This window comes from Streptomyces venezuelae, assembly GCF_008642355.1.
In the GTDB taxonomy this organism is placed as follows: Bacteria; Actinomycetota; Actinomycetes; order Streptomycetales; family Streptomycetaceae; genus Streptomyces; species Streptomyces venezuelae_B.
Window position 1 is genome coordinate 2,174,760 of sequence record NZ_CP029193.1, and the last position, 25,017, is coordinate 2,199,776.

Below are 25,017 nucleotides of genomic sequence, written 5' to 3' on the forward strand. Positions count from 1 at the left end.
CGGGCGTGCGCGCGTGGCCCGCGAGGAACGCCGTGACGTTCGGGTGGCAGCCGATCAGGACGGGGCGGGCGGGTGGGGTTCGGCGAGGAGCGTGGACAGCCAGTCGAAGGTTTCGTCCTCCGGCAGGCCGTGGTCCTCGCCGGGCACCGACGTGTCGCACAGGGCCGGCGTGAAGGTGTCCGTGGCGTGGGCCGTGTTGATCGGGGTCTTGCTCGGCGGCTCGCCCAGGAAGTGTTCTCGGTACGCGGGGCGCGCGTCGTGGTTGCCGGGGCAGGTCAGCAGCGGGTGCCGGGCGGTGAGGAGTTCGCGGGCCGCCGCTCCGGTGTCTGTGTGGGTGTCGCTCAGGTGCGCGATCACGATCATCGAACGGGTCCTCTTCCGTCGGTGCCTCGTACGCCGTCAGTCTCCGTCGTCGGGCCGGCGTGGTGGAAGCCCTTACGGGCGTACGAACCGCACCGACGGGCGCCCGGCCTCCGGCGTCACCACCGCCCGCACCCCGTACACCTCCGCGATCAGCTTCTCCGTGATGACCTCCGCCGGTGTGCCCGACGCGTACGCCGTGCCCTCCTTGAGGATCAGCAGGTGGTCGCAGAACATCGACGCCAGGTTCAGGTCGTGCAGGGCGATCACGCTGGTGACGGGGAGTTCGGCGACGAGGGACAGCAGGTCCAGCTGGTGCTGGATGTCCAGGTGGTTGGTGGGCTCGTCGAGGAGGAGTTCGCGGGGCTCCTGGGCCAGGGCGCGGGCTATCTGGACGCGCTGGCGTTCGCCGCCGGACAGCGTGTGCCAGGCCTGGGCGGCGCGATCGGTGAGCCCGGTGCGTGCGAGGGCCTCGCGTACGGCCCGTTCGTCGTGGGGCGTGGGGGTCGACCAGGCGCGGCGGTGCGGGATGCGGCCGAGGCGTACGACGTCCCGTACGGTCAGTTCGACCTGCGTCGCCGCGTGCTGTTCGACCACGGCGATCCGGCGGGCCACCGCGCGGCGGCCCGTGTCCGGCAGGGTGCGGCCGTCCAGGGTGACCACGCCGGACGCCGGGGCCAGGACGCCCGCGAGCAGGCGCAGGAGCGTGGACTTGCCGGAGCCGTTGGGGCCGAGGAGTCCGACTGTGGCGCCAGTGGGCGGGGCCAGGCTCACGCCGTCGACGATCAGTCTGCCGCCCGCCTCCCGGCTGACGCGGTCCGCCCGCAGGCCCTCGGCGATGCTCGGAGACGTCATGTCGTCCTCCGTGTCCTGTACAGCACCGCCACGAACGCCGGTACGCCGATGAGTGACGTCACCACGCCGACCGGGACCTCCTGCGGGTCCAGGGCCGTGCGGGCCAGCGTGTCCACCCAGACCAGGAAGACCGCACCGGCGAGCGCCGTGACCGGGAGGAGCCTGGCGTGGCCGGAGCCGACGACCGCGCGGGCCGCGTGCGGCAGGACGAGGCCGACGAAGCCGATCGCGCCCGCCGAGCTGACCAGCGCCGCCGTGAGCAGCGCCGTCGTGCAGAGCAGGACGAGCCGGGTGCGGGCCACCCGGACGCCCAGCGCCGCCGCGGCCTCCGGGCCGAACGCGAAGGCGTCGAGCGTACGGGCGTGGCCGAGGCAGATGACCAGCGCGGCCACGAGCACCGCCCCGCACAGCCACACGTCCGTCCAGCCGACCCCGCTGAGCGAGCCGAGGAGCCAGAACAGCACGCCGCGCGTCGTCTCGGCGTCACCCGCCGTGAGGACGACGAACGACGTGAGCGCGGAGAACAGCTGCATGGCCGCGACGCCCGACAGCACGACCCGGTCCGTGGTGTCGCCGAGGGTGTGACTCAGGAGCAGGACGAGGGCGAAGGAGCAGAGCGCGCCCGCGAAGGCGCCCGCGGAGACGGACACCACTCCCCCGCCGACCCCCAGGACGACGACCGCGACCGCTCCCGTGGACGCCCCGGACGACACTCCGAGCACGAAGGGGTCGGCGAGCGGGTTGCGGAGCAGGGACTGCATGACCGCCCCGCAGACCGCGAGGCCCGCGCCGCAGACGGCGGCGAGCACGGTGCGCGGCATCCGCAGGTTCCAGACGATGCCGTCCCTGATGGGGGTGAGCGGGCTCTCGCCCCAGCCGAGGTGGGCGGCGACGGTCGACCACACGTCGGGCACGGAGATGTCCGCGGGGCCGATGGTGACGGCCGCGGAGACGGAGAGGACGAGTGCGGCGACTCCGGCGATCCACAGCAGCGCCTGCCGGGCTCGGGCGGAGGCGGTGCCGACCGCACCGCCTCCCGCGCCGGCGTCCGGCGCGATCTCCGTCACTTGACCAGTCCGAACTTCCGCAGTCCCGCCGCCACTTGCTCGATGCCGTCGACCGTACGGATCGTGGGGTTCATGGCCTGGCCGCTGAGCAGGACGTACCGCTTCTTCTTCACCGCGCTCAGGTTCTTGGTCGCCGGGTTGGTCTCCAGGAACTTGATCTTCGCGGCGGCGCTCTCCGCGGACTGCGACTTGCGGGTGAGGTCGCCGATGACGAGGATGTCGGGGTCGCGGTCGGCGACGGTCTCCCAGTTGATCTGGGGCCATTCCTCGCGGGTGTCGTCGAAGACGTTCTTCGCGCCGAGTTCGCGGGTGATGATGCCGGGGGCGCCGCAGCAGCCCGCCATGTACGGGGCGTCGGAGTTGGCGAACCAGTACAGGAGTGTGGCGTCGGAGGCGTCGATGCCCTTCGTGGCCTTCGTGACCCGCGCCTTGAGGTCGGCGACCAGCTTCTCGCCGCGCTTCTCGACGTGGAAGACCTTCGCCAGGTCGCGCACCTCGCCGTAGACGGTGTCCATGGTGAGGGTCTTGACGCGCTTGCCGTCACCGCCGCCGTCGTTGTCCTTGCCCGCGCAGTCGCTGGGCGAGACGTAGACGGGGACGTCGAGCTCGTCGAACTTCGCGCGGTCGGCGACGCCGCCCTTGCCGACCGTGAAGAGGAAGGACGCGCTGACGAAGTCCGGCTCCTTGGCGAGGACCCTCTCCAGGGACGGGTAGCGGTCGGCGAGCCGCTCGACCTTCGCGTTGTCCTTCTCCAGGTTCTTCAGGACCGGGTCGGTCCAGGTGCCGGTGCCCACCATGCGGTCGGCGAGGCCGAGGGAGAGGAGGATCTCCGTGGAGCCCTGGTCGAGGGAGACGGCCCGCTTCGGCGGCGCCAGGACTTTCGCCTCCTTGCCGCAGGAGGTGACCGTGACCGGGTAGCCGGCGGCCTTCTTGTCCGCCTTGTCCGACGTGCCGCCTCCGCCGCACGCGGTGAGCGTGAACAGGCAGGCACAGAGAAGGGCGGATATACGGGCTGTCGAGGACACGTGATCCCTTGGTGTCGCGGCTCATACGCGGAGCCTGGCCTGCGTCGGACCCCCGCCGCCGGGTGAGCGGCCGGAGGGCGCCAGCAGGTCTTCGGACTCGGGATCGGCCGGGCGGGACGCCTTCCCGGGCGCCGTGAGACGCCCAGTGGCCGTGGTCCCGCCCGTCCCCCTCACCGCTGCGCGTCAGTTCCGGATTCGCACCGGATTCCCTGGCCCAGGTGTGGGTTTGACTGGCTTGCGCAAGTTATCACGGCTGCTCGATGGTCGGTCCGGGCCTCGGCTCGCCCCGGTACGTGCCGAAGGACCAGCGGTTGCCCTCCGGGTCCTCGATGCCGAACTCACGGCTTCCGTAGGGTTTGTCCTCGATCTCGCCGGTGACCTTCACCCCGGCCTCGACGAGCCGCCGGTACAGGTCGTCGACGTGGTCCGTGACGACGTAGGCGCCCGCCGTGCCGGGCTTGCCGCAGGTCGCCGCGTTGGCCGGGTCGTACGAGCCGAGCATGACGCCGCCGCCCTCGGGCCAGTCGAGCTGGGCGTGGGCGACGCGGCCCTCGTCCTCGTAGACGGCGGTCCGCAGGAAGCCGACGGTGCCGACGAGGAAGTCGATCAGGGCGGGGGCGTCCTGCGCCTGGAGGGCCGGCCAGATGGCCGGGGCGGGCGTGCTGAGCTGCTGTTCCATCGAAGTGTTCCGGTTGGTGTCCATGCCTCTACTCTTCGCCCCGGCCGTGCGCCCCGGCTTGGATATTCCGGCACTCCTCGGCCAGCCAGCCGGTCGGCGCCATCCCTGTGTACTGCTGGAAGTCGCGTACGAGGTGGGAGTGGTCGTAGTACCCGGTGTCGGCCGCGACGCGGGCGAGGTCGGGCGGCGCGCCCGCGGCGACCGCGCGGGCCACGGCGGTCTTGGCGTGCTGGAAGCGCATGAGGCGGGCCGCCTGTTTGGGGGTCAGGCCCGTCTCGGCGCGGAACAGCGCGGTCAGCCTGCGCTCACTGAGCGCGACGTGCCGGGAGAGGCCGCCGAGCGTGCCCGCGCCCCGGTGCCTGGCCAGCCACGCCCAGGCCTCGGCGACCTCGGGACGGACGGTTCCCGCGGTGTCCTCCGCCCCGGCCGCGCGGCGGCGCAGGTACGCCGAGAGGAGCGCGAAGCGGTCCTCCCAGCGGTCGAGGTCGCACAGCCGCTCGCGGACCTCGGCGGCCGTGGCGCCGAGGACGTCCGTGCCGCCGACGACGAGCTGCCCGGCGAGTCCGGCGGCGGGCAGGCCGAGGAGCGCGCGGGACGCGAGGGGGTGCACGGCGAGCTGGATGCCGGCCTCGTGCTCGGGCTGTACGACGTACGCGGGGCTCTGGTGCAGGCCGCCCACGACGATGTCGGTGCGGGTCGCGTCCGCGCCGGTCGCCTGGTCCGGGGTGCTGCCGGTGGCGATGGTGCCGTCCAGGGAGAAGATCAGCGTCAGGTACGGGGAGGGGAGGCCCCGGTGCAGGCCTGGGCGCTGCCCCTCGGTGCGGTAGCCGACCGCGGAGACCACCATGCCGTCGAGTCCGGGTGCGGTCCGGACGAACTCGCGGGAGTCCATGCACTCAGTATCGGCCGAGTGAATCCCCCGGGCCTCTGAACAGAACCGCGCGGACGCCTCGGCTACCCGTGTTCACCCGCCCCATGCCCCCGCGCGACGGTGACTTCGATCATGGGAAATGCGGGTGCCGCCCCATAACATGGCGCGCCGCTCCGGTCGGGGCGCACATCGCTCGCAGGGAACGGCAGGGACGTAGAGACATGGCAGTACGGGCAGTACGGGCAAAGAGCGCACGGGCGAAGAGCAGGCTCGCCGTCATCGGCACCACCGGCGCGCTGGCCGCCGCCGTGCTCGCGGGCGGCGCGCTGTGGCCGACGGGCGAGGCGAGCGCCGCCGACACCTCGGCGGCCACCGCCCGCGAGCTGTCGCACTGGCCGGAGCCCGTCGCCGAGCAGCTCGGCGAGGTCATCGCGGAGAACGAACACAAGGGCGCGTACGCCGTCTTCGACGCGGACAACACGACGTACCGCAACGACCTGGAGGAGTCGCTGCTGCCCTTCCTGGAGATGAAGGGCGTCCTCACCCGCAAGACCATGGACCCGTCCCTGAAGGTCATCCCCTTCAAGGACAAGGCCGGGCACAAGGAGAGCCTGTACAGCTACTACAACCGGCTGTGCGAGGTGGACGACCAGGTCTGCTACCCGTGGGCCGCGCAGATCTTCTCCGGCTTCACGCTGAAGGAGCTCAAGGGGTACGTCGACGAGCTCCTGGCGTACGAGAAGCCGATCCCCGCCGAGTACTACGAGGACGGGAAGCTCACGAAGACCGAGGTGAAGCCGCCGGAGTTCTCGTGCGGCATGCGACAGCTGTACAGGACGCTGCGGGCGCACGGCATCGAGGTGTACGTGGTCAGCGCGGCGAGCGAGGATCTGGTGCGCATGGTGCTCGCGGACCCGAAGTACGGCTACGGCGTGAAGCCGCAGAACGTCATCGGTGTCTCCCTGCAGCTCAAGGACCGCAAGACCGGCGAGGTCACCAGCTCCCGCAAGGAGATCGCCGAGGGCCGCTTCGGCGAGAAGGACCGCGCGAAGCTCGCGAAGCGCGAGCTGACGCCGAACCTGTGGGCGCCGCTCACCTGGTACGAGGGGAAGCCCGCGGCGATCAACACGTACATCGACGAATGGCGGAAGCCGATCCTTGCGGCCGGTGACACGCCGGTCAGCGACGGGCCGATGCTCTTCCACTCCGCCGATGTGGCGCACGGTGGCGTGCGCGTGTGGGTCAACCGCAAGGACGCGTACATGAAGCAGCTCGACGGGATGAAGAGGAAGAACGCGGAGCGTCAGCGCGAGCTGGGCCAGAAGGTGACCGCCGACAAGCGGTGGCTGACGGTCACACCGGACCAGATCGGCTAGTCGCTCACCGCGTGTTCAACGCGCGGAAGGCGTCGGCCACTTGAGGGTGGTCGGCGCCGTCCGCGAGCAGGGCGTGGAGGAGCAGCCGCGCCTTGGGCGCGTCGAGCGGCCCTGCGGAGAGCAGGCCGCGCCCGAGCATGTCGTACTCCGAACCGGGGCCCTTGTACGTCTCGCTCAGCAGCGGGCCCGCGCCCGTGCGGGAGGCGAGGACGACGGGGATGCGGGCGGCGAGTGCGGCCAGCGGGTCGACGAGCCAGGTGGGGACGTGGCCCGCACCGAACGCCGCCACGACCAGCCCGCCGAACCGTTCGTCGACCGCTTCGAGGAGTTCGCCGCGGTCCCCGAGGGCGAGCGTGACCAGGGCGACGCGGGCGGTACCGCGCAGGCTCAGGGGGCGGTCGGTCACCGGCCGCGCGGGGTGGAGCTGGATGCGGGGCCTGCCCTCGACGACCCGGCCGAGCGGGCCCGCGCCCGGCGACGCGAACGTCGCGACGGACGTGGTGTGCGTCTTCCGTACGTGCCGCGCGGCATGGATCTCGTCGGCGAGGACCGCGACGACACCGAGGCCCGCGCAGCCGGGGTCGGCCGCGACGGCCACGGCCGCGGCGAGGTTCGCGGGTCCGTCGGCGCCCGGCAGGTCGGGCCGCCGCATCGCCCCGGTCACGACGACGGGGGCGCGGCGCGCGCAGGCCAGGTCGAGCAGGAAGGCGGTCTCCTCCAGGGTGTCGGTGCCCTGCACCACGACGACGCCGCGCCCCTGGGCCGTCGCCGCGTCGACCCGGTCGGCGAGCTCGGCCACGTCCTCGACGCTCAACGAGGAACTCGGCAGCCTGCGCACATCGTGCACCTCGACCTCGACGCCGTCCGGCACGGCCCCGACGGCCGCGAGCACCTCACCCCCGGACAGCCTCCCCGAACCCCCGCCGCCGCGCGCGGAGATGGTGCCGCCGAGCGTGAACACGGAAACGACCGTCTTCGTCATGCGGCCCATCTTCCTCCGGGGCCCCCGCGGGTCAGGAGCCGGTGGTCGCGCGGAGGGCGGCGAGGGTTCTGGGGTGGGGGTGTTCCTCGGTCGTCCAGGCCGCCACCCACTTCGCCAGGGAGGCGGCCGCCCGGGTCCAGGTGAAGTGGTCGAGTTCGGCGCCCGCTTCCTGCGTCGTGCAGTGGCGGCGGGTCACGCGGGCCTCCGGGACCTTGGACAGGAGGTGGTTCAGGGAGGAGGCGGGGGCGTACGCGTCGCCATCGACCGAGATCGCCAGGACGGGGAGCGTGAGGGTGGCCAGCGCTGATTCGTAGTCCAGGGCGGACCCTTCCGCGCTGTAGCGGCCCGTCCGCACCTGTCGTGCCCAGTCGCGCATGACGCCTTTGGGCTGGTTGCCGCCGAAGCCGAGCCGGGTGCCGGGCCAGCGGCCGAGGACGGTCGCCGTGCCGGCGATCAGGAGCTGGAGCAGGAGCAGGCCCGCGCCGCGCGGCGGGGCGAACGCGCGGAACCAGACCGAGCCCGTGGCGATCACGGCGACCCCGTCCACGGCGGGGCGTCGCGCCGTCGCCGCGTACACCAGGCCGAGCTGGCCGCCCAGGCTGTGGCCGAGCAGGAACAGGGGCGGTTCCGTGCCGAGTTCGTCGCGGATCGCGGCCACGACGGCGGGCAGGTCGTCCTCGACGATCGCCCGGTACCCGTGTCCGGGTGCGCCGCGCCCCGCCGCCGACGGTGTCGCCTCCCCCTGGCCGCGCAGGTCGACGGTGAGCACCGTCAGGCCCTCGTCGTGGAGTTGGCGCGCGAAGCGGCGGTAGAAGCGGGCGGGAACGCCCATCGCGGGGAGTATGAGCACGGCGGGTGCGGGAGGCGGGCCCGGCGCGGGGCCCGAGCCGGACGGCAGGAAGCGTTCCGGCTCGGGGGCGCGGAGCGCGCGGACGGGAAGCCGTGTGCCGTCCGGGAGTTCGGCGGTCGTCAGGAGCGGCAGTTCGCCGACGGGTTCCTGCTGGGTCATGGGACTCAGCATGTCCCATCGCACAGGCGAACGCACGGGATCGCACGCGGAACGGGGCACCTGGAAGGCCAATTCCCTCCAGGTGGCCCGCACTTGCGTCCGCACGGGCGTCCGGGCGTGCGCCCGTACGTGCGTCAGCGGCTGTATCGCATGAGCGCCCGCACCATGTGGCAGGTGATGTCGGACGGCGGGTGGATCCCGACGTCCTCCGCCATCCGCCGGATCGTGCTGTTCTTCGCCTGGTTCGGCAGATAGACGCCCGAGTCGAGCAGCGCTATGGCCAGGCGCATGGCCTTCAGGCGGCGGTTGTGGTTGACGTACCACTCCCGCGGGCGTCCGGCGGGCAGCGCCTTCTTCTCCAGCGGTGCGTACGGCAGGTCGATCAGGACGGGCTTGGGAACGGTCTTGGACACACGCTTCGATGTGAGTGCGGCAGCGGGCACAGGCATCCTCCTGTCGCGGTCAGGACCCCCCGTCGGGCGCCCTCGAACACTACGGTGATTCTACTGCCCGGCACTGACAATCGCCGCTGGCCAGAAGGCCTTTGAGGTAATCGAACAAAACTCCGCCGAGCAGGCTGCGACGGGTGGTTCGCAGGTAGCGTGTGGGCATGGAGATCTGGATCAATCCCGCCTGCTCGAAGTGCCGCAGCGCGCTCACCCTGCTCGACGCGGAGGGCGCCGACTACACCGTGCGCCGCTACCTCGACGACGTACCCGCCGAGGACGAGATCCGCGCCGTCCTCGACCGGCTCGGCCTCGAACCCTGGGACATCACGCGCACCCAGGAACAGGCCGCCAAGGACCTGGACCTGAAGGACGCCGAGGCCTGGCCCCGCGACGCGTCCGGCCGCGACCGCTGGATCAAGGCCCTCTCCGACCATCCCGAGCTCATCCAGCGCCCGATCATCACGGCCGACGACGGCACGGCGGTCGTGGGCCGCACGGAGGAAGCGGTGCGGGACGCGCTCTCGCGCTGAGAGTCCGCCGTCGCGGACCCTTGGTTGTCCGGTGACCGATGCCCCATGTCCGGCAAACCGTTACATACCCCTGCCTAGCGTGGAGTGCTCCAGACCCGGAGAGGAGCGCGCCGTGCGGAGCTGGATGTCCGGGGGTGTATACGGAACGGTCCTCGCGAGCGCGCTGCTCGCGGCCCTGCAGTCGCAGGGAGACCCCTACACGCCCTACTACGACGCGTCCTGGGTGATGGTGACCGCGGGCACGGCCGCCCTCGCCCACGGCTACGCGCACCACATGTCGACGTACCGGCCGGGCCGCGGCACGCATCGCTGGCGCCAGCTCGGCTGGGCGCTCGTCGACGAGTGGCCGGTGGTCGTCGCCTGCTGGCCGACCGTGCTGCTGCTCGTACTCGCCGGGGCCTTCGGCTGGCCCGAGAGCCCCGTGACGTACGGCGGGCTGCTCCTGAACGCCGCACTCCTCTTCGCCTGGGGCACCACGGCCGCGGCGCGGGTCGGCTACCGGCGCCGTTCCGCCCTGCTGATCGGCGGCGCCGACGCGACCATCGGGCTCGCGATAGCGGCGGCCAACGCGGTCATCAAGTGAGGCCCCGCCCCGCGGCCTGCCGCGATCTCGTGACGTGAGCCACACTCGCCGCAGGTAACACGGGGTTCACATGAGAGCAACGGTCGGGAAATCGCCGATTGCCAGTCTTCGGCCCATCACCACGGCACCGCAGCACCCGCACGTTCTGCGCCGTACCGAGCGCTATGAGGATGAGGCCCCCGTGACCTTCAAGGCTGAGTACATCTGGATCGACGGCACCGAGCCGACCGCCAAGCTCCGTTCCAAGACGAAGATCCTCGCGGACGACGCGAAGGGCGCGGAGCTGCCGCTCTGGGGCTTCGACGGATCCAGCACGAACCAGGCCGAGGGCCACGCCTCGGACCGCGTGCTCAAGCCGGTCTTCACCTGCCCGGACCCGATCCGCGGCGGCGCCGACGTACTCGTCCTGTGCGAGGTCCTCAACACGGACATGACGCCGCACGAGTCCAACACCCGCGCCGAACTGGCCGAGGTCGCGGGCCGCTTCGCCGCGCAGGAGCCGATCTTCGGCATCGAGCAGGAGTACACGTTCTTCGAGGGCGACCGCCCGCTCGGCTTCCCCGTCGGCGGCTTCCCCGCCGCGCAGGGCGGTTACTACTGCGGTGTCGGCGCGGACGAGATCTTCGGCCGTGACGTCGTCGAGGCGCACCTGGAGCACTGCCTCACGGCGGGCCTCGGCATCTCCGGCATCAACGCCGAGGTCATGCCCGGCCAGTGGGAGTTCCAGGTCGGCCCGCTCGCCCCGCTGGAGGTCTCCGACCAGCTGTGGATCGCCCGCTGGCTGCTCTACCGCACCGCCGAGGACTTCAAGGTGTCGGCCACGCTCGACCCGAAGCCGGTCAAGGGCGACTGGAACGGCGCGGGCGCGCACACCAACTTCTCCACCAAGGCGATGCGCGAGGGCTACGCGCCGATCATCACCGCCTGCGAGTCCCTCGGCGAGGGCTCCAAGCCGATGGACCACGTCAAGAACTACGGCGCGGGCATCGACGACCGCCTCACCGGCCTCCACGAGACCGCGCCCTGGGACGAGTACAAGTACGGCGTCTCCGACCGCGGCGCCTCGGTCCGCATCCCGTGGCAGGTCGAGGTGGAGCAGAAGGGCTACATCGAGGACCGCCGCCCCAACGCGAACGTCGACCCGTACGTCGTGACGCGGCTGCTCGTCGACACCTGCTGCACCGCGCTGGAGAAGGCCGGCCAGGTCTGAGTTCCCCACCGTCGCCCGAGGGTCGCCCGCCGGTTACGGTGGGCGACCCCGTTCTCATCTGATTCAATGGAGCCATGGGCAGCCACCAGATCACCGCGACAGGTCGTCATGACCTCGAGCCATTCTGGCCCTCCCGTCAGCACCACGACTTCGACCGGGTGTGTTGCCGCGCGATGAACGCGCGGGCCCTCTAAAGCCGTTCACCCGGCCTTCGCCTGACGCGCACGACGTCGACGTACGTCTCGTCCTCGACGACTCCTTCTTCGCGCGAAAGAGCTGACACCCCATGGCGAACTCCCGTTCCTTCTCCGCATCCGCTCCCTCCACCCTCACCCCTCCCCCGGTGCCGGGCCGCGGCCGGCTGCGAGCCGTCGCGCCCGACGAGGTGGTGCAGATCGCCGACTTCCTGCCGCCGGGCGCCACCTGGCTGCCCGCCCCGCAGCACACCCTGCCGACCCTGCCCGGTCAGCCGCCGATGGTCGGCTACCTCGTCCTCGTACCGGCAGGCCAGGAACCCGTGACCGCCGCCGCCCCCGAACCCGTCCTGCCCGAGGCGCCCCAGGTGCCCGCCCCCGGCCCCATCAGGATCGACGCCGTGCAGCGCGCCGCCGAGGTCGAAGGGCGCGTCCTCGACCTCACGTACCTGGAGTTCGAGCTCCTCGCCCACCTCGTCGCGCACCCCCACCGGGTGCACACCCGCGACCAGTTGGTGACGACGGTGTGGGGGTACGGACACGTCGGCGACGGCCGCACCGTCGACGTCCACGTGGCGCGGCTGCGCCGCAAGCTGGGCGCCGAGCACCGCAGGACGATCCAGACGGTGCGCCGCGTCGGCTACAAGTACGCGCCGCCCACCACCCGCTGAGCCGCTGTTCGCGCATACGGTTCCGCGCTCTGCCCCGAGCAGAACCCGGTTCACAGGACCGGGCCCTTCGGGGCAGAGTCACCGGCATGAGACTTCTGATGCTGGGCGGTACCGAGTTCGTGGGGCGTGCGGTCACCGAGGCGGCCCTCGCCCGCGGGTGGGACGTGACGGTCTTCCACCGCGGTCACCACGCTCCGCCCGAAGGGACCCGTGCCGTGCACGGCGACCGCACCGCCGAGGGCGGCCTCGACGCGCTGGCCGACGGCGAGTGGGACGTGGTGGTCGACACCTGGTCGGCGGCGCCCCGGGCGGTGCGGGACGCGGCGCGGCTGCTCGCGGGACGCGCGGGGCGGTATGTGTACGTGTCCAGCGGCTCCGTGTACCGGTACCCCGGCGCGGCGGGCTCCGACGAGAACTTCCCCGTGGTGGACGGCGACCCCGACGCGGACGCGACGGCGTACGCGGAGGACAAGCGGGGCGGTGAGCTCGCGGCGGTCGCCGCGTTCGGGGAGGAGCGGACCGTGCTCGCGCGGGCCGGTCTCATCCTCGGCCCGTACGAGAACATCGGACGCCTGCCGTGGTGGCTGAACCGGATGGCGCGCGGCGGCACGGTCCTCGCACCCGGGCCGCGCGACCTCGACATCCAGTACGTCGACGTGCGGGACCTCGCCGAGTGGGTCCTCGACGCGGCGGCCGACGGGCTGCACGGCGCGTACAACCTGGTCAGTCCCATGGGGCGGATCACGATGGGTGAGCTCCTCGACGCGTGCGCGGAGGTGGCGGGCCCGGAGGCGACGCTGCGGTGGACGGAGCCGCGGGTGGTGCTCGACGCCGGTATCGAGCAGTGGTCGGAGCTGCCGGTGTGGCTGGCGCCGGGCGAGCTGCACGACACGATGCACCGGACGTCGTCGCGGAAGGCGGTCGCGGCGGGGCTCAGGACCCGGCCGGTCGCCGAGACGGTGCGGGACACGTGGGAGTGGCTGCGGTCCATCGGCGGCACGCCGCCGCAGCGGCCCGACCGGCCGGTCGTCGGGCTGGCCCCCGAGAAGGAGGCGAAGGCCCTCGACTGAACGAGGGGTGTCCCCGGTGCGGACGATGCCGCACCGGGGACCCACTGCGTACGGAGCGAGCGTCAACGGACGCTCTGTACAGGGGTGTTGGAGGCGTGCGGTCGCGCGGTCGGCTCCGCGTCCTCGTGGGCGGTCTTCGGCAGCCACCGCAGGTACCTCGGCGTGTGCCAGTTGCGCTCGCCCAGGAGGGTCATCAGGGACGGCAGCAGGATCATGCGGACCACCGTCGCGTCCAGGAGGACCGCCACGCCCAGACCCACGCCCATCTGCTGCATGTCCTGCATGGACAGCGTGCCGAACACCGCGAAGACCGCCACCATGATCACGGCCGCGCCCGTGACGGCGCCCGCCGTGCGCATGATGCCCTCATGGATCGCCGAGCGGTTGTCCATGCCCCGGTCGCGGGACTCGCGGATCCGGGAGACCACGAACACGTGGTAGTCCATGGAGAGCCCGAAGAGGACGACGAGGACGAACAGCGGCATCCAGTTCTCGACGGCGCCGACCTTCTCCGAGCCGATCAGCTCCGCGCCCCAGCCGTGCTGGAAGACGGCGGTCATGACGCCGTAGGCGGCGCCCACCGACAGCAGGTTCAGCGCGATCGATGTCACCGCGATCACGACGGAGCGGAAGCTGAACAGCATCAGGAGGAACGTCACGGCGGTGATGAAGGCGAAGACCGGCACGATGCCCTTGCCGAGCTGGTCGCCGAAGTCCTCGGACGAGGCCAGGTCCCCGCCCACGTACGCCTCCACGTCCAGCCCGTCGAATGCGGCCGGAACCGTGTCGTCCCGCAGCTCGTGCAGGGCCTTCTTCGCCTCGGCGTCCGTGCCGGTGCCCGGCAGCGGCACCGCGATCTCGGCGACGCCCGCCGCCTCGTGGACGGTGAGTTCGGCGCCGTCACCGGCCTTGCGGGTCAACGCGTCGAGCGCGTCCCGAACGGGCTGCGCACCGATGTCGTCCGCCTCGACGACCACGCGGGCCGGGGCGGGGCCGCCCGGGAACTCGTCGGTGATCTCCTGGTACGCGACGGACAGCGGCGCGTCGGAGCCGAACTGCTTCTCCAGGCCGAGCTGTTCCGTCTTCATGCCGAGCGCGGGCGCGGCGAGGGCGAGCAGGAGGACGGTGGCGCCGACGGCGAAGAACTTCGGGCGGGCGAGGACGGGACGCAACACCTTCCCGGCCAGGCCGCCGCTCGCGTGCGCGCCCTTCTTGGCGCGGCGGTTCAGGAACGGGATGCGGCCCGCGTCGATGCGGTCGCCGAGCCAGGCGAGCAGCGCGGGCAGGACGGTGACCGAGCCGAGCATCGCCACGCACACGACGAGGATCGTGGCGACGGCGAAACCCTTGAAGAGGAGCAGCCCGGACAGGAACATGCCCGCCATGGCGACCATCACGGTGAGGCCGGAGACGAGGACGGCGCGTCCGCTGGTGGCGGCGGCGATCCGCAGGGCCGTCTCCGCGTCCCGTCCCGCCGCGCGCTCGTCCCGCTCGCGGCGCAGGTAGAAGAGGCAGTAGTCGACGCCGACCGCGAGGCCCATCAGGAACATCACGGAGTACGTCGTCTCGAACAGGTGCAACTGGTGGCTGGCCAGCGAGAGCAGCCCGAACGCCGCCACGCACGCGGTGAGCGCGAGTCCCACCGGCAGCAGTGCGGCGACCACCGCGCCGAAGGCGATCAGGAGGATGCCGAGCGCCAGCGGCACGGCGGTGAACTCGGCCTTCTTCAAGTCGTCGGCGAGCAGGTCGGACAGCTCCTTCTCGGAGCTCGCGTCGCCGAACTGGTAGACGGAGATGCCGCGCGCCTCGCCGTCCGCCCGCGCCTTCGCCACGGCGTCGAGGACCGGCTGGACGCGGTCGACGGCCTCGTCCGACGCCCCCTTGATCTCGAACCGGAGCAGCGCGTCCTTGCCGTCCTCGGAGGGCAGCGGCGCCTTGAGGCCGCGTACCTCGCCGGTCGCGTCCAGGGCCTGCGACAGGTCGGCGGCCGCGTCCCGCCATCCGTCGGCGGTGCGCGCGCCGACCAGGACGAGCTCGCCGGCCGGCTCGTCGATGCCCGCGTCCTTCAGGATCTCGGCGGCGCGGCCCGAGTCGCCGACGCCCATCTCCTCGTCGGAGGCGGTGACCGTGCCGGTGGCCCCGCCGATGACCGTGGCCAGGACCACGAAGACCAGCCAGCCGAGAACGGCCGTCTTCCGGTGGTGTGCGCTCCACACACCGAGTCGTGCCGCGAGGTTCCGCCTCATGGCGCTTCGCCCCCATCAAGTCTGCGTGAGTATGCGTCGGATAAGACGTGACTCACGCTAGGAATCGGGGGCCGCGCGCCCCAGCCGCCGAGGCCCCCTCTCGTCGGCACGCAGGGCGAGGCCGGGGGGTGTCGTCAGGTACACCCCCGGCCGGGTGGAGGGCCCAATGACTCGCCCTGCGGTCAACGGCGAAGATGTGACCGTGCCGGACGCACGGAACGCGACCGGACCCACGGTGTGACGAGAGGGATGGATGACCATGAAGAGGCTCAAGGACGCGGTGGTCGCGGGGGTGCGCGGCCTCTTCCTCACGATCTTCGCGCTGGTGGGTTCGATCGTCCTCTTCGTGTTCTCCGTGCTGTCGATCGCGTTCATCCTGCTGGGCATCGGCGTCTTCACGACGCCGGCGGTCCTCATGCTGCTGCGCTCGTACGCCAACACCTACCGCGGCCTCGCCGGGTCGTGGTCGGGCGTGACCATCCCGCACGCCTACCGGCCCTTCCCGCCCGACCTGCGCGGCGGCGTCACCGGGCAGGTGGAGCGCTGCTCGCTGATGCTGAAGGACCCGGCGACCTGGCGCGACCTCCAGTGGCTGCTGGTCAACATGACCGTGGCGCCGGTCGTCGCGGTCCTCGCGCCCTCGCTCGTGCTCTACATGGTGTACGGCTGGGTGCTCGCCGCCGGCGTGTGGAAGCCGATCTACGAGGCGGGCGGCGGCGAGTGGTTCGCGTTCATCCACGTCACCTCGCAGGACACCGCCGACCAGGCGGCGCTGCTCGGCACCGGCTTCTTCATCCTCGCGGTCTTCGTCAACCCCGCGCTCGTACACGGGCACTTCCTCCTCGCCCGCGCCTGCCTCTCCCCCACCGCGCGGATGCGGGAGCGCGCCCTGGCGCGGCGGGTGGACCGGCTCACCGAGACCCGGCACGACGCCGTCGACAACTCCGCCGCCGAGCTGCGCCGCATCGAGCGCGACCTGCACGACGGCGCACAGGCCCGCCTGGTCGCCGTGGGCATGGACCTCGGCACCATCGAGGCGATGATCGAGACCAACCCGGCGAAGGCCAAGGAGCTGATCGTCAAGGCCCGGCAGAACTCCGGCGAGGCCCTGACCGAACTGCGCGACCTGGTCCGCGGCATCCACCCGCCGGTCCTCGCCGAACGCGGTCTCGGCGACGCCGTCAAGGCCCTCGCGCTGCGCCTGCCGCTGCCCACCGAGGTCGACGTGGAGCTGCCTGGCCGTGCGGAGGCGCCGGTCGAGTCGGCCGCGTACTTCGCGGTCAGCGAGTCCCTGACCAACGCGATCAAGCACTCGGGCGCCGACCGCGTCTGGGTGGACATGCACCACGCCGACGGCATGCTGCGCATCGCCGTCACCGACAACGGCAAGGGCGGCGCGGTCGCCGGGGCGGGCTCCGGGCTGAGCGGCATCGAACGCCGGCTCGGTACATTCGACGGCGTACTGGCCGTCAGCAGTCCCGCGGGCGGCCCGACCATGGTGACCATGGAGATCCCTTGCGTGTTGTCCTAGCCGAAGACCTCTTCCTGCTCCGTGACGGCCTGGTGCGGATGCTGGAGGCGTTCGACTTCGAGATCGCGGCCGCCGTGGAGAGCGGGCCCGAACTGGCCAAGGCCCTGGAGGAGTTGCAGCCGGACGTCGCCGTGGTCGACGTCCGGCTTCCGCCGTCCCACACGGACGAGGGTCTGCAGTGCGCGCTCGCCGCGCGCCGGGCCCGCCCCGGGCTGCCCGTCCTGGTCCTCTCGCAGCACGTGGAGCAGTTGTACGCGCGCGAGCTCCTCGCCGACGGGAACGGTGGCGTCGGCTATCTGCTCAAGGACCGGGTCTTCGACGCGGCGCAGTTCGTCGACGCCGTGCGGCGGGTCGCGGCGGGTGGCACCGCGATGGACCCGCAGGTCATCCAGCAGCTCCTGTCCCGGCGGTCCGCCGCCGACGAACCGCTCGGCGCGCTCACCCCGCGCGAGCGCGAGGTCCTCGAACTCATGGCGCAGGGCCGGTCGAACGCGGCGATCGCGGCGCAGCTCGTCGTCACGGAGCGGGCCATCGCGAAGCACACGTCCAACATCTTCGGGAAGCTGGACCTGGCGGTCTCCGACGACGACAACCGCCGGGTCCTCGCGGTCCTCGCCTATCTCGACCAGGGGCGCTGAACACCCTCCGGTGCATCGGGGGTGCGCCTGAACGCGGTGGGTCGCTGATGCGTATGTAGCCCCATGGGACGTACCTCACGAAAACGATCAAGGCTGGCGCGGCGCGTGGTCGCCGCGTCCGCAGCGGTAATCATGGGCGGCGGCGGCCTGGTCGCCGTGAACGTCTACGCGAACGCCGAGGAGGGCACGGATCAGCCCCCGCCACAGAGTGCCGGGCAGCAGCTGGCGACCATCAGCTGCCCGGACGTGGGCAATCAGCTGCCGGAGGTGCCGGAGGCCGCGCGCGGCGAGGTGGACCGGCAGCTCGCCGACCTGGACAGCCAGATCACGGACGCGTACGGGCAGTTCGAGCGGACGCGGGACAAGGAGTCCCTGCTCGGCCCCCTGGAGGAGAAGCGCAGGGAGACCCTCGGCGGCATCTCGGACACCCTGGACCGGTCCGGCGCCCGCCCCGCGGGCCTCGACGGCATGGCGCCCTGCACGCTGCGCGCCGACGACCAGGAGGAGGCAGGAGAACAACAGGAGGACTCGGGAGAACAGAACGCGTCCACCAACGGACCCGAAGCCGACGACTTCGTCGAGATCCGGTCCGTCCGCCCCAACGTCAACCGCCCCCGCAACGGCCGCAACGCCTCGCGCGGCACCTTCACCACCCAGTGCGGCCGCAACGAGAACGGGAAGTTCAACCCGGACAACGTCATCGTCGCGCCCGGTGTCAGCAACGGCGCCCACCACATGCACGACTACGTGGGCAACCAGGCCACGGACGCCTTCTCCGACGACGACGATCTCGCGAACGGGCGGACGAGCTGCCGGAACCAGGGCGACAAGTCGACGTACTACTGGCCCGTCCTGCGCCTGCAGAACGGTGAGGACGAGGACGACGCGCAGGCCGACGGCGGCGGCAAGGACCAGAACGTCGGCGAGATCCAGACACCCGCATCCGTGTCGCTGAAGTTCACGGGGAACCCGGTGGGCAAGGTCGTCGCGATGCCGCGCTTCCTGCGCATCATCACCGGTGACGCCAAGGCGTTCACCAACGGCGACGCCAACGCCAACGCGTCGTGGAGCTGCACCGGCTTCGAGAACCGGCAGCTGAAGGACAAGTACCCGATCTGCCCCCGGGGCAGCAAGGTGGTCCGTACGTTCAACTTCCAGAGCTGCTGGGACGGCCGGAACACCGACAGCGCCAACCACCGCACCCACGTCGCCTTCGCCGACCCGCGGACCGGCGCCTGCCCGCGCGGCTTCCGGGCCGTGCCGCAGCTGGTGCAGCGCATCGTGTACGACGTGCCGCCGGGCCCCGGCTTCGCCGTCGACTCGTTCCCCGAGCAGCTGCACAAGCCCGTCACCGACCACGGCGACTTCATCAACGTCTTCGACGAGCGGCTGATGCGCCGCGTCGCCCAGTGCATCAACTCCGGCCGGCGCTGCACCTGACGACCCCCTTGGGCGGTTCTCACCCCTCGGGGTGGCCGTGGTGGTTCCCGCCGTGCCTTCCCGCGGCGTCCACCACGGTCCCGCCGAGGCGGTCGTGCAGCGCCGCGATGTCGTCGGCGGCGCCGACGGCGACCCAGCTGCTGCCGCCGACGAGGTACGTACCGCCGTAGTCGTTCGCCTCGTCGAGCCATTCGGCCTGGCCACGGGCGTTTGTAAAGGTTACGAGCACGTAGCGCCGGGCACCGTTCTGACAGGTGGCCTGGCGCAGCTCCGCCGCGTCCGTCCGGACGTCCGGCCTGCACCCCGCCTCGGCCGCCAGCTGCTCAAGACTGCCGCTCGCCGTGCGTGGTGTGCCGTCACCCCCCGAGCCGCATCCCATCACCATCATCAGGGCTCCCGCAGCCATGCCCGAAAGCGCGCACCGCGCCGCGCCGACCGTCCTCGTCATCGTCCCACCAGCCTCTTCCGGCGAGTTCAACTCGCCTGTCTCGTATGCACCGTTGTTGCCGGTCGACCGCCCGGATACCGTGCGCCGCAGCCGTCTCCCCAGGGGGTACACATGTCCGAACCGTCCAGACGTACGGTGCTAGGCACCGCGGGAGCCCTCGGTCTCGGCGCCGCCGTCGGCGGCGTACCGCTGCCGGCCCACGCCGCCGACGGGCCCGCGGATTCCGCCGCGGGCCCCGCCTTCGATACGGATTCCGCGCGCTCGGCACTCAACAGACTCCTGCCGCATCACGCGGAACAGTTCCGCCTCGGACTTCTCCCCGCGCGCGGCCGCGAGGACCGTTTCGAGGTCACCGGGACGACCGGCCGGATCGAGGTGTCCGGCACGACGCCCGCCGTGCTCCTCACCGGCGTCCACTGGTACCTGAAGTACGTGTGCGGGGCCCACATCACCTGGAACGGCAGCCAACTGGACCTGCCGCGCAGGCTGCCCGCCCCGGCCAGGACGCTGACGCGCAGCACCTCGCTCCCGCACCGGTTCGCCCTGAACGACACGAACGACGGGTACACCGCGCCGTACGCCGACTGGGCGTACTGGGAGCGGATGATCGACGTGCTCGCCCTGCACGGCTGCAACGAGGTCCTCGTGATCGCGGGTGCCGAGGCGGTGTACCGGAAGGTGCTCACCGAGTTCGGCTACTCGGACGCCGAGGCCAGAGCATGGCTGCCCGCGCCCTCGCACCAGCCCTGGTGGCTGCTGCAGAACCTCTCCGGGTACGGCGGGCCGCTCTCCGACCGACTCATCGCGGACCGCACGGCGTTGGGGCGGCGCATCGTACGGCGGCTCCGCGACCTCGGCATCGCGCCGGTCCTGCCGGGCTACTACGGGCACGTGCCCGACGGGTTCGTCGAGCGCAACGGCGGGGACGCGCGCGTCATCCCGCAGGGCGTCTGGCACGGGTTCAAGCGGCCCGACTGGCTCGACCCGCGGACCTCGGCGTTCGCGAAGGTCGCCGCCTCCTTCTACCGCCACCAGGAGGCGCTCTTCGGGCCCGCCGACCTCTTCAAGATGGACCTGCTGCACGAGGGCGGCACCGCGGGCGACGTGCCCGTCCCGGCTGCGGCGCGCGGCGTGGAGGCGGCCCTGCGCACGGCGCGGCCGAACGCCACATGGGTGATCCTCGGCTGGGAGGCCAACCCGCTGCCCGCGCTGCTCGACGCCGTCGACAAGAAGCGGATGCTGATCGTCGACGGCGTCTCCGACCGGTACGCGAAGGAGCCGGACCGGGAGAAGGACTGGGGCGGCACCCCGTACGCCTTCGGGACCATCCCCAACTTCGGCGGGCGCACGACGATCGGCGCCCGCACCCACCTGTGGAACGAGCGGTTCTTCGCCTGGCGCGACAAAGCGGGCAGCGCCCTGACCGGCACCGCCTTCATGCCCGAGGCCACGGACCGCGACCCGGCCGCCTTCGAGCTCTTCTCCGAGCTGGCGTGGACGAAGGGGCCGGTGGACCGGGCCGCCTGGTTCTCCTCGTACGCCGACTTCCGGTACGGCGGGCGTGACGCCGACGCGCGGTCCGCGTGGCGCACCCTGAACGCGACCGCCTACCAGCACACCGCCGTCGAACGCAGCGACCCGCACGACTCGCTCTTCGCCGCCCGCCCCGACCTCGCGGCGGCCCGCGCCGCCGAGTACGCGCCGCGCGCGCTGACCTACGACCCCGCGCGGTTCGATGCCGCGCTCACCGGGCTGCTCGGCGTGGCGGGACCGCTGCGGGACAGCGGCGCCTACCGCCACGACCTGGTCGACGTCGCACGGCAGGCGCTCGCCCACCGCAGCCGCCAGCTCCTGCCGCAGCTGCGGACGGCGTACGAACGCCGGGACCGGCGGACGTTCGGGACGCTCGCGGAGCTGTGGCTGCGGCTGATGCGGCTCTCGGACGAGGTGACGGGCACGCACCCGGCGTTCCTCCTCGGCCCGTGGATCGCGGCCGCCCGCCGCATGGGGACGACGGAGGCGGAACGCGCCGAGTTCGAGCGGACCGCGAAGGTCCTGATCACCGTGTGGGGCGAGCGCGCCACGGCCGACGCGGGCCGGCTGCACGACTACGGCAACCGCGAATGGCAAGGCCTCATCGCCGACCTGTACGTGCCGCGCTGGCAGACGTGGCTCGACGAGCTGGCGGACGCCCTCGCGGCGAACCGGGCACCGAAGCCGGTGGACTGGTTCGCGATGGAGGACAAGTGGACGCGGGAGCGCAAGGACTATCCGCAGCGCCCCGTCGGCGGCACTCCCCACCGCGTCGCCTCCCGCGTCCGGGACGTCCTCGCACGGGCGCCGTACCAGGGCAGCCTGCAGATCACCGCCGACCCGCCCGCCGTCCCGCCCGGGGGCCGCTCCCGCCTGACGGCGTCCTTCCGCAACGTCAACGGTCTCCGTGCCACGGGCCGCGTCGACTTCACGTTGACGGGCATCGAGGCGGAGCCGACGGGACCCGTGTCCCTGCCACGCGTGCCTCCCGCGGGCACGGGAACGGTCACGTGGCGGGCCTCCGCCCCGGACACCCCGCTGGACCGCCCGCTGCGCCCGCTCCCCTACGAGATCGCGGTCCGGTACGGGCCCGCGGGCGAGCGGCGGGTGCGAACCGTCCACGAGGGCGTGCTGTACGAGGCGGGCCCGGTGGACGACGCGTGGCGGACCTACACGAACAACGCGGCGGTGTTCGGCCAGTTGGGAGAGCGGTACGCGATCGACGGGGGCGGCGCCGACCTGTGGAAGGGCACGGCGGAGTTCGGGACGCTGTACCGCGAGGGGGCGCTGCGCGACGGGGTGTCGGTGACGGTGCGGGTCGACCGGCAGGCGGACACGGGCCCGTGGGCCAGGGCGGGCCTGATCGCCCGCAACTCCCTGGCGACACCGCTGTCCCCGGGCTTCGTCGACCTGGCCGTGACGCCGTCCAACGGAGTCGTCCTCTCCTACGACACGAACGGCGACGGCACGCTCGACACGTACAAGCGCGTCACGGGCATCACGGCGCCGGTGCTGCTCCGGCTCTCCCGCTCCGGGGACTCCTTCACGGGGGCGTGCTCGACGGACGACGGCGCGACGTGGCGGACGGTGGCGACGGTGCCGGTGCCGGGGGCCGCGGCCGTGCAGGACGTGGGGTTGTTCATGAGCGCGACGAACGGAGGTGACGGAGGGCGCGGAACGGTGGAGTTCAGCGGCTGGCGGCTCGGGTAGCGCCGGGAAAAGGACGTGACGGGTGGGGCGGGCGGTGTCAGGCTGGCGGGATGGACACGGATTGGGAGAAGCGGGTCGCGGCGGCCTGGGAGACGTTGGACTCCTACGGGGAGGACGGCGGCGCGGAGTTCCGGGCGGTGATCGACCGGCTCGTCGACGAGTTGCCCGACGGGGACCCCGTGGGGCCCTTCGAGCGGGCCTGCGCCTTCGACTCCACCGGGCACTCGGACCGCGCCGTGCCCCTCTACCAGGAAGCCCTGGAGCGCGGGCTCGACGGATACCGCAGGCGGCGTACGGCCGTGCAGCTGGCGAGTTCGCTGCGGAACGTGGGTCGGGCCGAGGAGGGTGCCGCCCTGCTCACCGCGGAACTGGACGAGCCGGGCGACGAGTTGGACGACGCGGTGCGTGCCTGTCTCGCGCTGTGCCTGGCCAGCCTCGGCAGGGAGCGCGAGGGCCTCGCCCTCGTGCTCGAGGCCCTCGCCCCGCACCTCCCCCGCTACCAGCGCTCCATGGCCAACTACGCCCGCGCACTCGTGGCCGACACACCGGCATGAGGTGACCATCCGACGATTCGCTCGTTTTGTTGAACGTGTCGTCGAATGTGCAGTCTCCGTCGAAGTCCCCGAAGTCCAGCCGCCCCACCCCGGTGGTCGACGTGGAGCAGGCCGAGGCCGCCCTCGTCGAGCACTACCCGCGGCTCGTCCGGCTCGCCTACCTGGTGCTGCCGCCGAGCCTCGGCCGCAACCGCCGGGTCCTGACCGCCCACGCCCTCACCCAGCGCGCCCTGCCGCGCAGCCGCAGAACGGGCGAGGCCGCCGTCCCCGGACAGCGGGGCGGAGGTGGCGGCCAGGCCGGTGAGGGCGGCAGGGCGCGGGCGCTCGGCGACCCCGCCTACGCGTACATGCGGCTCCAAGTGCTGCGCGGCGCCCTCGACGCCAGTGTCCCCCTGCGGTGGAACGCGTGGCCCAAGCGCGCCCAACTGCCGCCGCTGCTGCCGCAGGTGCGCGGTCTCCGGCTCTTCCCACGCTCGGGAGGATCCGACGAGCTCGCTCTGGATCAGCGGCTTTCCACCCTGTCGGGCGCCGCCCGCGCCGCCTACGTCCTGCGGGGTCTCGAAGCGCTGGACGACGCCGGCGTGGGTGCCGTGCTCGCAGCCGCGGGCTGCGACGACCCCGAGGACGCCCTGGACGAGGCCGACGAGGTCGAGGCGCGGTACGACCTGCTGGCGTCCCCCGAGTTCGACCCCTGCTCCCTGCAGGCGCGGCCGACCGACCTGATGCGGCGCAGGCAGCACATGAAGGCCGCGGGTGTCGCGGCCGCCGCCGTCCTGGTGTGCGGGGCGCTCCTCGGGCTGCCGGGCGAGGGCTGGGGACCCGACGGCGCCGCCGCGCCGCCCTACGCGCAGAACCCCGCGGGACAAGCCGCGCTCGATCCGGGCCAGTTGACGACGGCGGCCGCGGGGGCGTGGAAACGTTCCGCCCGGACCGACTTCTCCATGTGGCCCGCGCGCGGCGACCTCATCGGCGACAAGGAACTGCTCCGTCGCGCCCTGGCCGTGTGGGCGCGCCCCGGCGAGTCCGTGCAGGTCTCCGCGACCCCGGGCACCCCCGCCGGGGCGCCGCCCGGACCCGCCCGGCTGCTCTACGCCGGTGAGGTCGACTCCGCACGCGTGGTGCTGCTCTACGACGGACTGCGCATCGTGCGGTACGCCGAGCCGAAGGAGGGCACCGGTGGCGCGGCGCTCGACTTCGCCCGCGTGGACGGCGCGACCGGCACGGAGGCGAACGCCGTCGTCGTCGACCGCGCCGACGGCAACATCCGCTATCTGACCGCCCCGTGGATCACCTCGGTGGGCGTGCAGGACCTCCTGAAGCCTGCCGCGAAGCCCGTGGCGGTGCGGCGCTCCGCCGACGGCGTCACCGACCCGTTCGCGGGCCCCGCGCAGACCGGCGCCTGCACGTCGTGGAACGCGCTGCGGCTGCGCGACCACACCGGGGCCGCGCGCCTGACGACCGACCTCGGCGAGCTCGTCCCCGCGCATCTCACGGCGGGCCGCCCGCAGGCCCCGCGCGAGGCCACGGCCGCCGAGTGGTCGAAGTCCGCATGCTCCCTGGCCACGGTCCGCTCGCACGGCGTCCGCACCGTGAACGCGTGGACGTACGCCCGTCAGATTCTGCCCGAGGCCAACGGCGCCGCCGACTGGGTCTGCACCCGCGCCGACACCTGGAGCGGCGAGGGCAGCCGGATCCTCGCCCAGTTCCAGACCGCCGACGGGCCCGTGGGCGCCGTCGCCGCCAAGGCCGAGGACTCCCCCGCCTGCGGCAGCCGCGACCCGAAGGTCCTCGCGGGCGTCCTGTGGAAGTCACGGGCCGGCTCCTGGTACCTCCTCGGCGCGGGCAGCAAGAACGTCACGTCCGTCACCGGGTCCGGCGGCGAGCGCACGGCGGGCAACGTCCTCGCCGTACGGAGCGAGCGGACCGCGAAGGCGCGGCTCAGCGGCACGCTGGCCGACGGGACGAAGGTGAACACGCTCCGCTGAC

The 25,017-nt window shown here is 72.4% G+C and carries 23 protein-coding genes and 1 riboswitch; of the genes, 12 read left to right on the top strand and 11 right to left on the bottom strand.

The genetic code is table 11. The features are described 5' to 3' along the window. Positions 1 to 54 precede the first annotated feature (54 nt). The 6 genes from DEJ47_RS36380 to DEJ47_RS10130 all read right to left on the bottom strand — a co-directional run bounded on the left by DEJ47_RS36380 (position 55) and on the right by DEJ47_RS10130 (position 4,878). Positions 55 to 363, bottom strand: a complete 309-nt coding sequence (locus DEJ47_RS36380) for a hypothetical protein (RefSeq protein ID WP_190415353.1) — start codon at positions 361 to 363, stop codon at positions 55 to 57. 72 nt (positions 364 to 435) lie between these two features. Then, positions 436 to 1,215 (bottom strand): ABC transporter ATP-binding protein, encoded by a 780-nt coding sequence (locus DEJ47_RS10110; RefSeq protein ID WP_150167021.1) that lies wholly within the window; start codon positions 1,213 to 1,215, stop codon positions 436 to 438. Continuing rightward, positions 1,212 to 2,273: a FecCD family ABC transporter permease gene (locus DEJ47_RS10115; RefSeq protein WP_398334519.1), complete on the bottom strand. Its 1,062-nt coding sequence runs from the start codon at positions 2,271 to 2,273 to the stop codon at positions 1,212 to 1,214. Before DEJ47_RS10115 ends, DEJ47_RS10110 begins: the two co-directional genes overlap by 4 nt. A gap of 5 nt (positions 2,274 to 2,278) precedes the next feature. Next, a complete protein-coding gene (locus DEJ47_RS10120; RefSeq protein ID WP_150167025.1) occupies positions 2,279 to 3,307 on the bottom strand; it encodes an ABC transporter substrate-binding protein in 1,029 nt (342 codons plus the stop codon). A 64-nt stretch (positions 3,308 to 3,371) separates the two neighbouring features. After that, a riboswitch (cobalamin riboswitch) is annotated at positions 3,372 to 3,557 on the bottom strand. Next, entirely contained in the window at positions 3,555 to 4,010 is a 456-nt protein-coding gene (locus DEJ47_RS10125) for a VOC family protein (protein ID WP_223828294.1), read from the bottom strand. Its footprint overlaps the riboswitch before it by 3 nt. A gap of 4 nt (positions 4,011 to 4,014) precedes the next feature. Beyond that, positions 4,015 to 4,878 (bottom strand): helix-turn-helix domain-containing protein, encoded by an 864-nt coding sequence (locus DEJ47_RS10130; protein ID WP_150167027.1) that lies wholly within the window; start codon positions 4,876 to 4,878, stop codon positions 4,015 to 4,017. 200 nt (positions 4,879 to 5,078) lie between these two features. Here DEJ47_RS10130 and DEJ47_RS10135 point away from each other — a divergent pair, with 200 nt between their 5' ends. Then, the gene (locus DEJ47_RS10135) at positions 5,079 to 6,233 is read left to right on the top strand and encodes an HAD family hydrolase (RefSeq protein ID WP_223828295.1); all 1,155 of its coding nucleotides are present in this window, start codon (positions 5,079 to 5,081) and stop codon (positions 6,231 to 6,233) included. A 4-nt stretch (positions 6,234 to 6,237) separates the two neighbouring features. Here the strand turns inward: DEJ47_RS10135 and DEJ47_RS10140 are convergent, their stop codons facing one another. From DEJ47_RS10140 to DEJ47_RS10150, 3 genes are all read right to left on the bottom strand, one after another. Then, positions 6,238 to 7,215: an asparaginase gene (locus DEJ47_RS10140; RefSeq protein WP_150167029.1), complete on the bottom strand. Its 978-nt coding sequence runs from the start codon at positions 7,213 to 7,215 to the stop codon at positions 6,238 to 6,240. Positions 7,216 to 7,246: 31 nt separating this feature from the next. After that, positions 7,247 to 8,224 (bottom strand): alpha/beta fold hydrolase, encoded by a 978-nt coding sequence (locus tag DEJ47_RS10145; RefSeq protein WP_161236742.1) that lies wholly within the window; start codon positions 8,222 to 8,224, stop codon positions 7,247 to 7,249. A 134-nt stretch (positions 8,225 to 8,358) separates the two neighbouring features. Then, the gene (locus tag DEJ47_RS10150) at positions 8,359 to 8,667 is read right to left on the bottom strand and encodes a hypothetical protein (protein WP_150167033.1); all 309 of its coding nucleotides are present in this window, start codon (positions 8,665 to 8,667) and stop codon (positions 8,359 to 8,361) included. Positions 8,668 to 8,834: 167 nt separating this feature from the next. Between DEJ47_RS10150 and DEJ47_RS10155 the strand changes: the two genes are divergently transcribed. The 5 genes from DEJ47_RS10155 to DEJ47_RS10175 all read left to right on the top strand — a co-directional run bounded on the left by DEJ47_RS10155 (position 8,835) and on the right by DEJ47_RS10175 (position 12,931). Beyond that, positions 8,835 to 9,203, top strand: a complete 369-nt coding sequence (locus tag DEJ47_RS10155) for an ArsC/Spx/MgsR family protein (protein ID WP_150167035.1) — start codon at positions 8,835 to 8,837, stop codon at positions 9,201 to 9,203. Positions 9,204 to 9,315: 112 nt separating this feature from the next. Beyond that, positions 9,316 to 9,786, top strand: a complete 471-nt coding sequence (locus tag DEJ47_RS10160; RefSeq protein ID WP_150167037.1) for a hypothetical protein — start codon at positions 9,316 to 9,318, stop codon at positions 9,784 to 9,786. A 181-nt stretch (positions 9,787 to 9,967) separates the two neighbouring features. Continuing rightward, positions 9,968 to 10,996, top strand: coding sequence for a glutamine synthetase (gene glnII / locus DEJ47_RS10165; protein WP_150167039.1), 1,029 nt, complete (start codon positions 9,968 to 9,970; stop codon positions 10,994 to 10,996). Between the two features lie 286 nt (positions 10,997 to 11,282). Continuing rightward, entirely contained in the window at positions 11,283 to 11,861 is a 579-nt protein-coding gene (locus DEJ47_RS10170) for a winged helix-turn-helix domain-containing protein (protein ID WP_150167041.1), read from the top strand. Positions 11,862 to 11,947: 86 nt separating this feature from the next. Further along, entirely contained in the window at positions 11,948 to 12,931 is a 984-nt protein-coding gene (locus tag DEJ47_RS10175; protein WP_150167043.1) for an NAD-dependent epimerase/dehydratase family protein, read from the top strand. A gap of 62 nt (positions 12,932 to 12,993) precedes the next feature. Here DEJ47_RS10175 and DEJ47_RS10180 read toward each other — a convergent pair whose 3' ends face one another. Continuing rightward, a complete protein-coding gene (locus tag DEJ47_RS10180; RefSeq protein ID WP_190415356.1) occupies positions 12,994 to 15,177 on the bottom strand; it encodes an MMPL family transporter in 2,184 nt (727 codons plus the stop codon). Between the two features lie 259 nt (positions 15,178 to 15,436). Here DEJ47_RS10180 and DEJ47_RS10185 point away from each other — a divergent pair, with 259 nt between their 5' ends. The 3 genes from DEJ47_RS10185 to DEJ47_RS10195 all read left to right on the top strand — a co-directional run bounded on the left by DEJ47_RS10185 (position 15,437) and on the right by DEJ47_RS10195 (position 18,786). Next, positions 15,437 to 16,708 carry a sensor histidine kinase gene (locus DEJ47_RS10185; protein WP_398334521.1) on the top strand — a complete coding sequence of 424 codons (1,272 nt, stop codon included), beginning with the start codon at positions 15,437 to 15,439 and terminating at the stop codon, positions 16,706 to 16,708. Continuing rightward, complete coding sequence (locus DEJ47_RS10190) at positions 16,693 to 17,346, top strand: LuxR C-terminal-related transcriptional regulator (protein ID WP_150167046.1); 654 nt, start codon at positions 16,693 to 16,695, stop codon at positions 17,344 to 17,346. Before DEJ47_RS10185 ends, DEJ47_RS10190 begins: the two co-directional genes overlap by 16 nt. Before the next feature lie 63 nt (positions 17,347 to 17,409). Further along, entirely contained in the window at positions 17,410 to 18,786 is a 1,377-nt protein-coding gene (locus DEJ47_RS10195; RefSeq protein ID WP_150167048.1) for a DUF1996 domain-containing protein, read from the top strand. Positions 18,787 to 18,805: 19 nt separating this feature from the next. On the opposite strand, the gene DEJ47_RS10200 is transcribed toward DEJ47_RS10195, so the two are convergent. Next, complete coding sequence (locus tag DEJ47_RS10200) at positions 18,806 to 19,234, bottom strand: hypothetical protein (protein WP_150167050.1); 429 nt, start codon at positions 19,232 to 19,234, stop codon at positions 18,806 to 18,808. A gap of 111 nt (positions 19,235 to 19,345) precedes the next feature. Here DEJ47_RS10200 and DEJ47_RS10205 point away from each other — a divergent pair, with 111 nt between their 5' ends. The 3 genes from DEJ47_RS10205 to DEJ47_RS10215 are packed head-to-tail and all read left to right on the top strand — an operon-like array spanning position 19,346 to position 25,016. Then, positions 19,346 to 22,477 carry an alpha-N-acetylglucosaminidase gene (locus DEJ47_RS10205; protein ID WP_150167052.1) on the top strand — a complete coding sequence of 1,044 codons (3,132 nt, stop codon included), beginning with the start codon at positions 19,346 to 19,348 and terminating at the stop codon, positions 22,475 to 22,477. A 50-nt stretch (positions 22,478 to 22,527) separates the two neighbouring features. Next, the gene (locus tag DEJ47_RS10210) at positions 22,528 to 23,031 is read left to right on the top strand and encodes a tetratricopeptide repeat protein (RefSeq protein ID WP_150167054.1); all 504 of its coding nucleotides are present in this window, start codon (positions 22,528 to 22,530) and stop codon (positions 23,029 to 23,031) included. Between the two features lie 35 nt (positions 23,032 to 23,066). Next, positions 23,067 to 25,016, top strand: a complete 1,950-nt coding sequence (locus tag DEJ47_RS10215) for a hypothetical protein (protein WP_223828296.1) — start codon at positions 23,067 to 23,069, stop codon at positions 25,014 to 25,016. Position 25,017 lies beyond the last annotated feature (1 nt).

What these genes read in the sequence shown, in the direction of transcription:
- DEJ47_RS36380 (WP_190415353.1), bottom strand. Translation starts at nt 363, where the DNA reads ATGATCGTGATCGCGCACCTGAGCGACACCCACACAGACACCGGAGCG.
- DEJ47_RS10110 (WP_150167021.1), bottom strand. Translation starts at nt 1,215, where the DNA reads ATGACGTCTCCGAGCATCGCCGAGGGCCTGCGGGCGGACCGCGTCAGC.
- DEJ47_RS10125 (WP_223828294.1), bottom strand. Translation starts at nt 4,010, where the DNA reads ATGGACACCAACCGGAACACTTCGATGGAACAGCAGCTCAGCACGCCC.
- DEJ47_RS10130 (WP_150167027.1), bottom strand. Translation starts at nt 4,878, where the DNA reads ATGGACTCCCGCGAGTTCGTCCGGACCGCACCCGGACTCGACGGCATG.
- DEJ47_RS10135 (WP_223828295.1), top strand. Translation starts at nt 5,079, where the DNA reads ATGGCAGTACGGGCAGTACGGGCAAAGAGCGCACGGGCGAAGAGCAGG.
- DEJ47_RS10140 (WP_150167029.1), bottom strand. Translation starts at nt 7,215, where the DNA reads ATGACGAAGACGGTCGTTTCCGTGTTCACGCTCGGCGGCACCATCTCC.
- DEJ47_RS10145 (WP_161236742.1), bottom strand. Translation starts at nt 8,224, where the DNA reads ATGACCCAGCAGGAACCCGTCGGCGAACTGCCGCTCCTGACGACCGCC.
- DEJ47_RS10155 (WP_150167035.1), top strand. Translation starts at nt 8,835, where the DNA reads ATGGAGATCTGGATCAATCCCGCCTGCTCGAAGTGCCGCAGCGCGCTC.
- DEJ47_RS10170 (WP_150167041.1), top strand. Translation starts at nt 11,283, where the DNA reads ATGGCGAACTCCCGTTCCTTCTCCGCATCCGCTCCCTCCACCCTCACC.
- DEJ47_RS10175 (WP_150167043.1), top strand. Translation starts at nt 11,948, where the DNA reads ATGAGACTTCTGATGCTGGGCGGTACCGAGTTCGTGGGGCGTGCGGTC.
- DEJ47_RS10180 (WP_190415356.1), bottom strand. Translation starts at nt 15,177, where the DNA reads ATGAGGCGGAACCTCGCGGCACGACTCGGTGTGTGGAGCGCACACCAC.
- DEJ47_RS10185 (WP_398334521.1), top strand. Translation starts at nt 15,437, where the DNA reads ATGAAGAGGCTCAAGGACGCGGTGGTCGCGGGGGTGCGCGGCCTCTTC.
- DEJ47_RS10195 (WP_150167048.1), top strand. Translation starts at nt 17,410, where the DNA reads ATGGGACGTACCTCACGAAAACGATCAAGGCTGGCGCGGCGCGTGGTC.
- DEJ47_RS10200 (WP_150167050.1), bottom strand. Translation starts at nt 19,234, where the DNA reads ATGACGAGGACGGTCGGCGCGGCGCGGTGCGCGCTTTCGGGCATGGCT.
- DEJ47_RS10205 (WP_150167052.1), top strand. Translation starts at nt 19,346, where the DNA reads ATGTCCGAACCGTCCAGACGTACGGTGCTAGGCACCGCGGGAGCCCTC.
- DEJ47_RS10210 (WP_150167054.1), top strand. Translation starts at nt 22,528, where the DNA reads ATGGACACGGATTGGGAGAAGCGGGTCGCGGCGGCCTGGGAGACGTTG.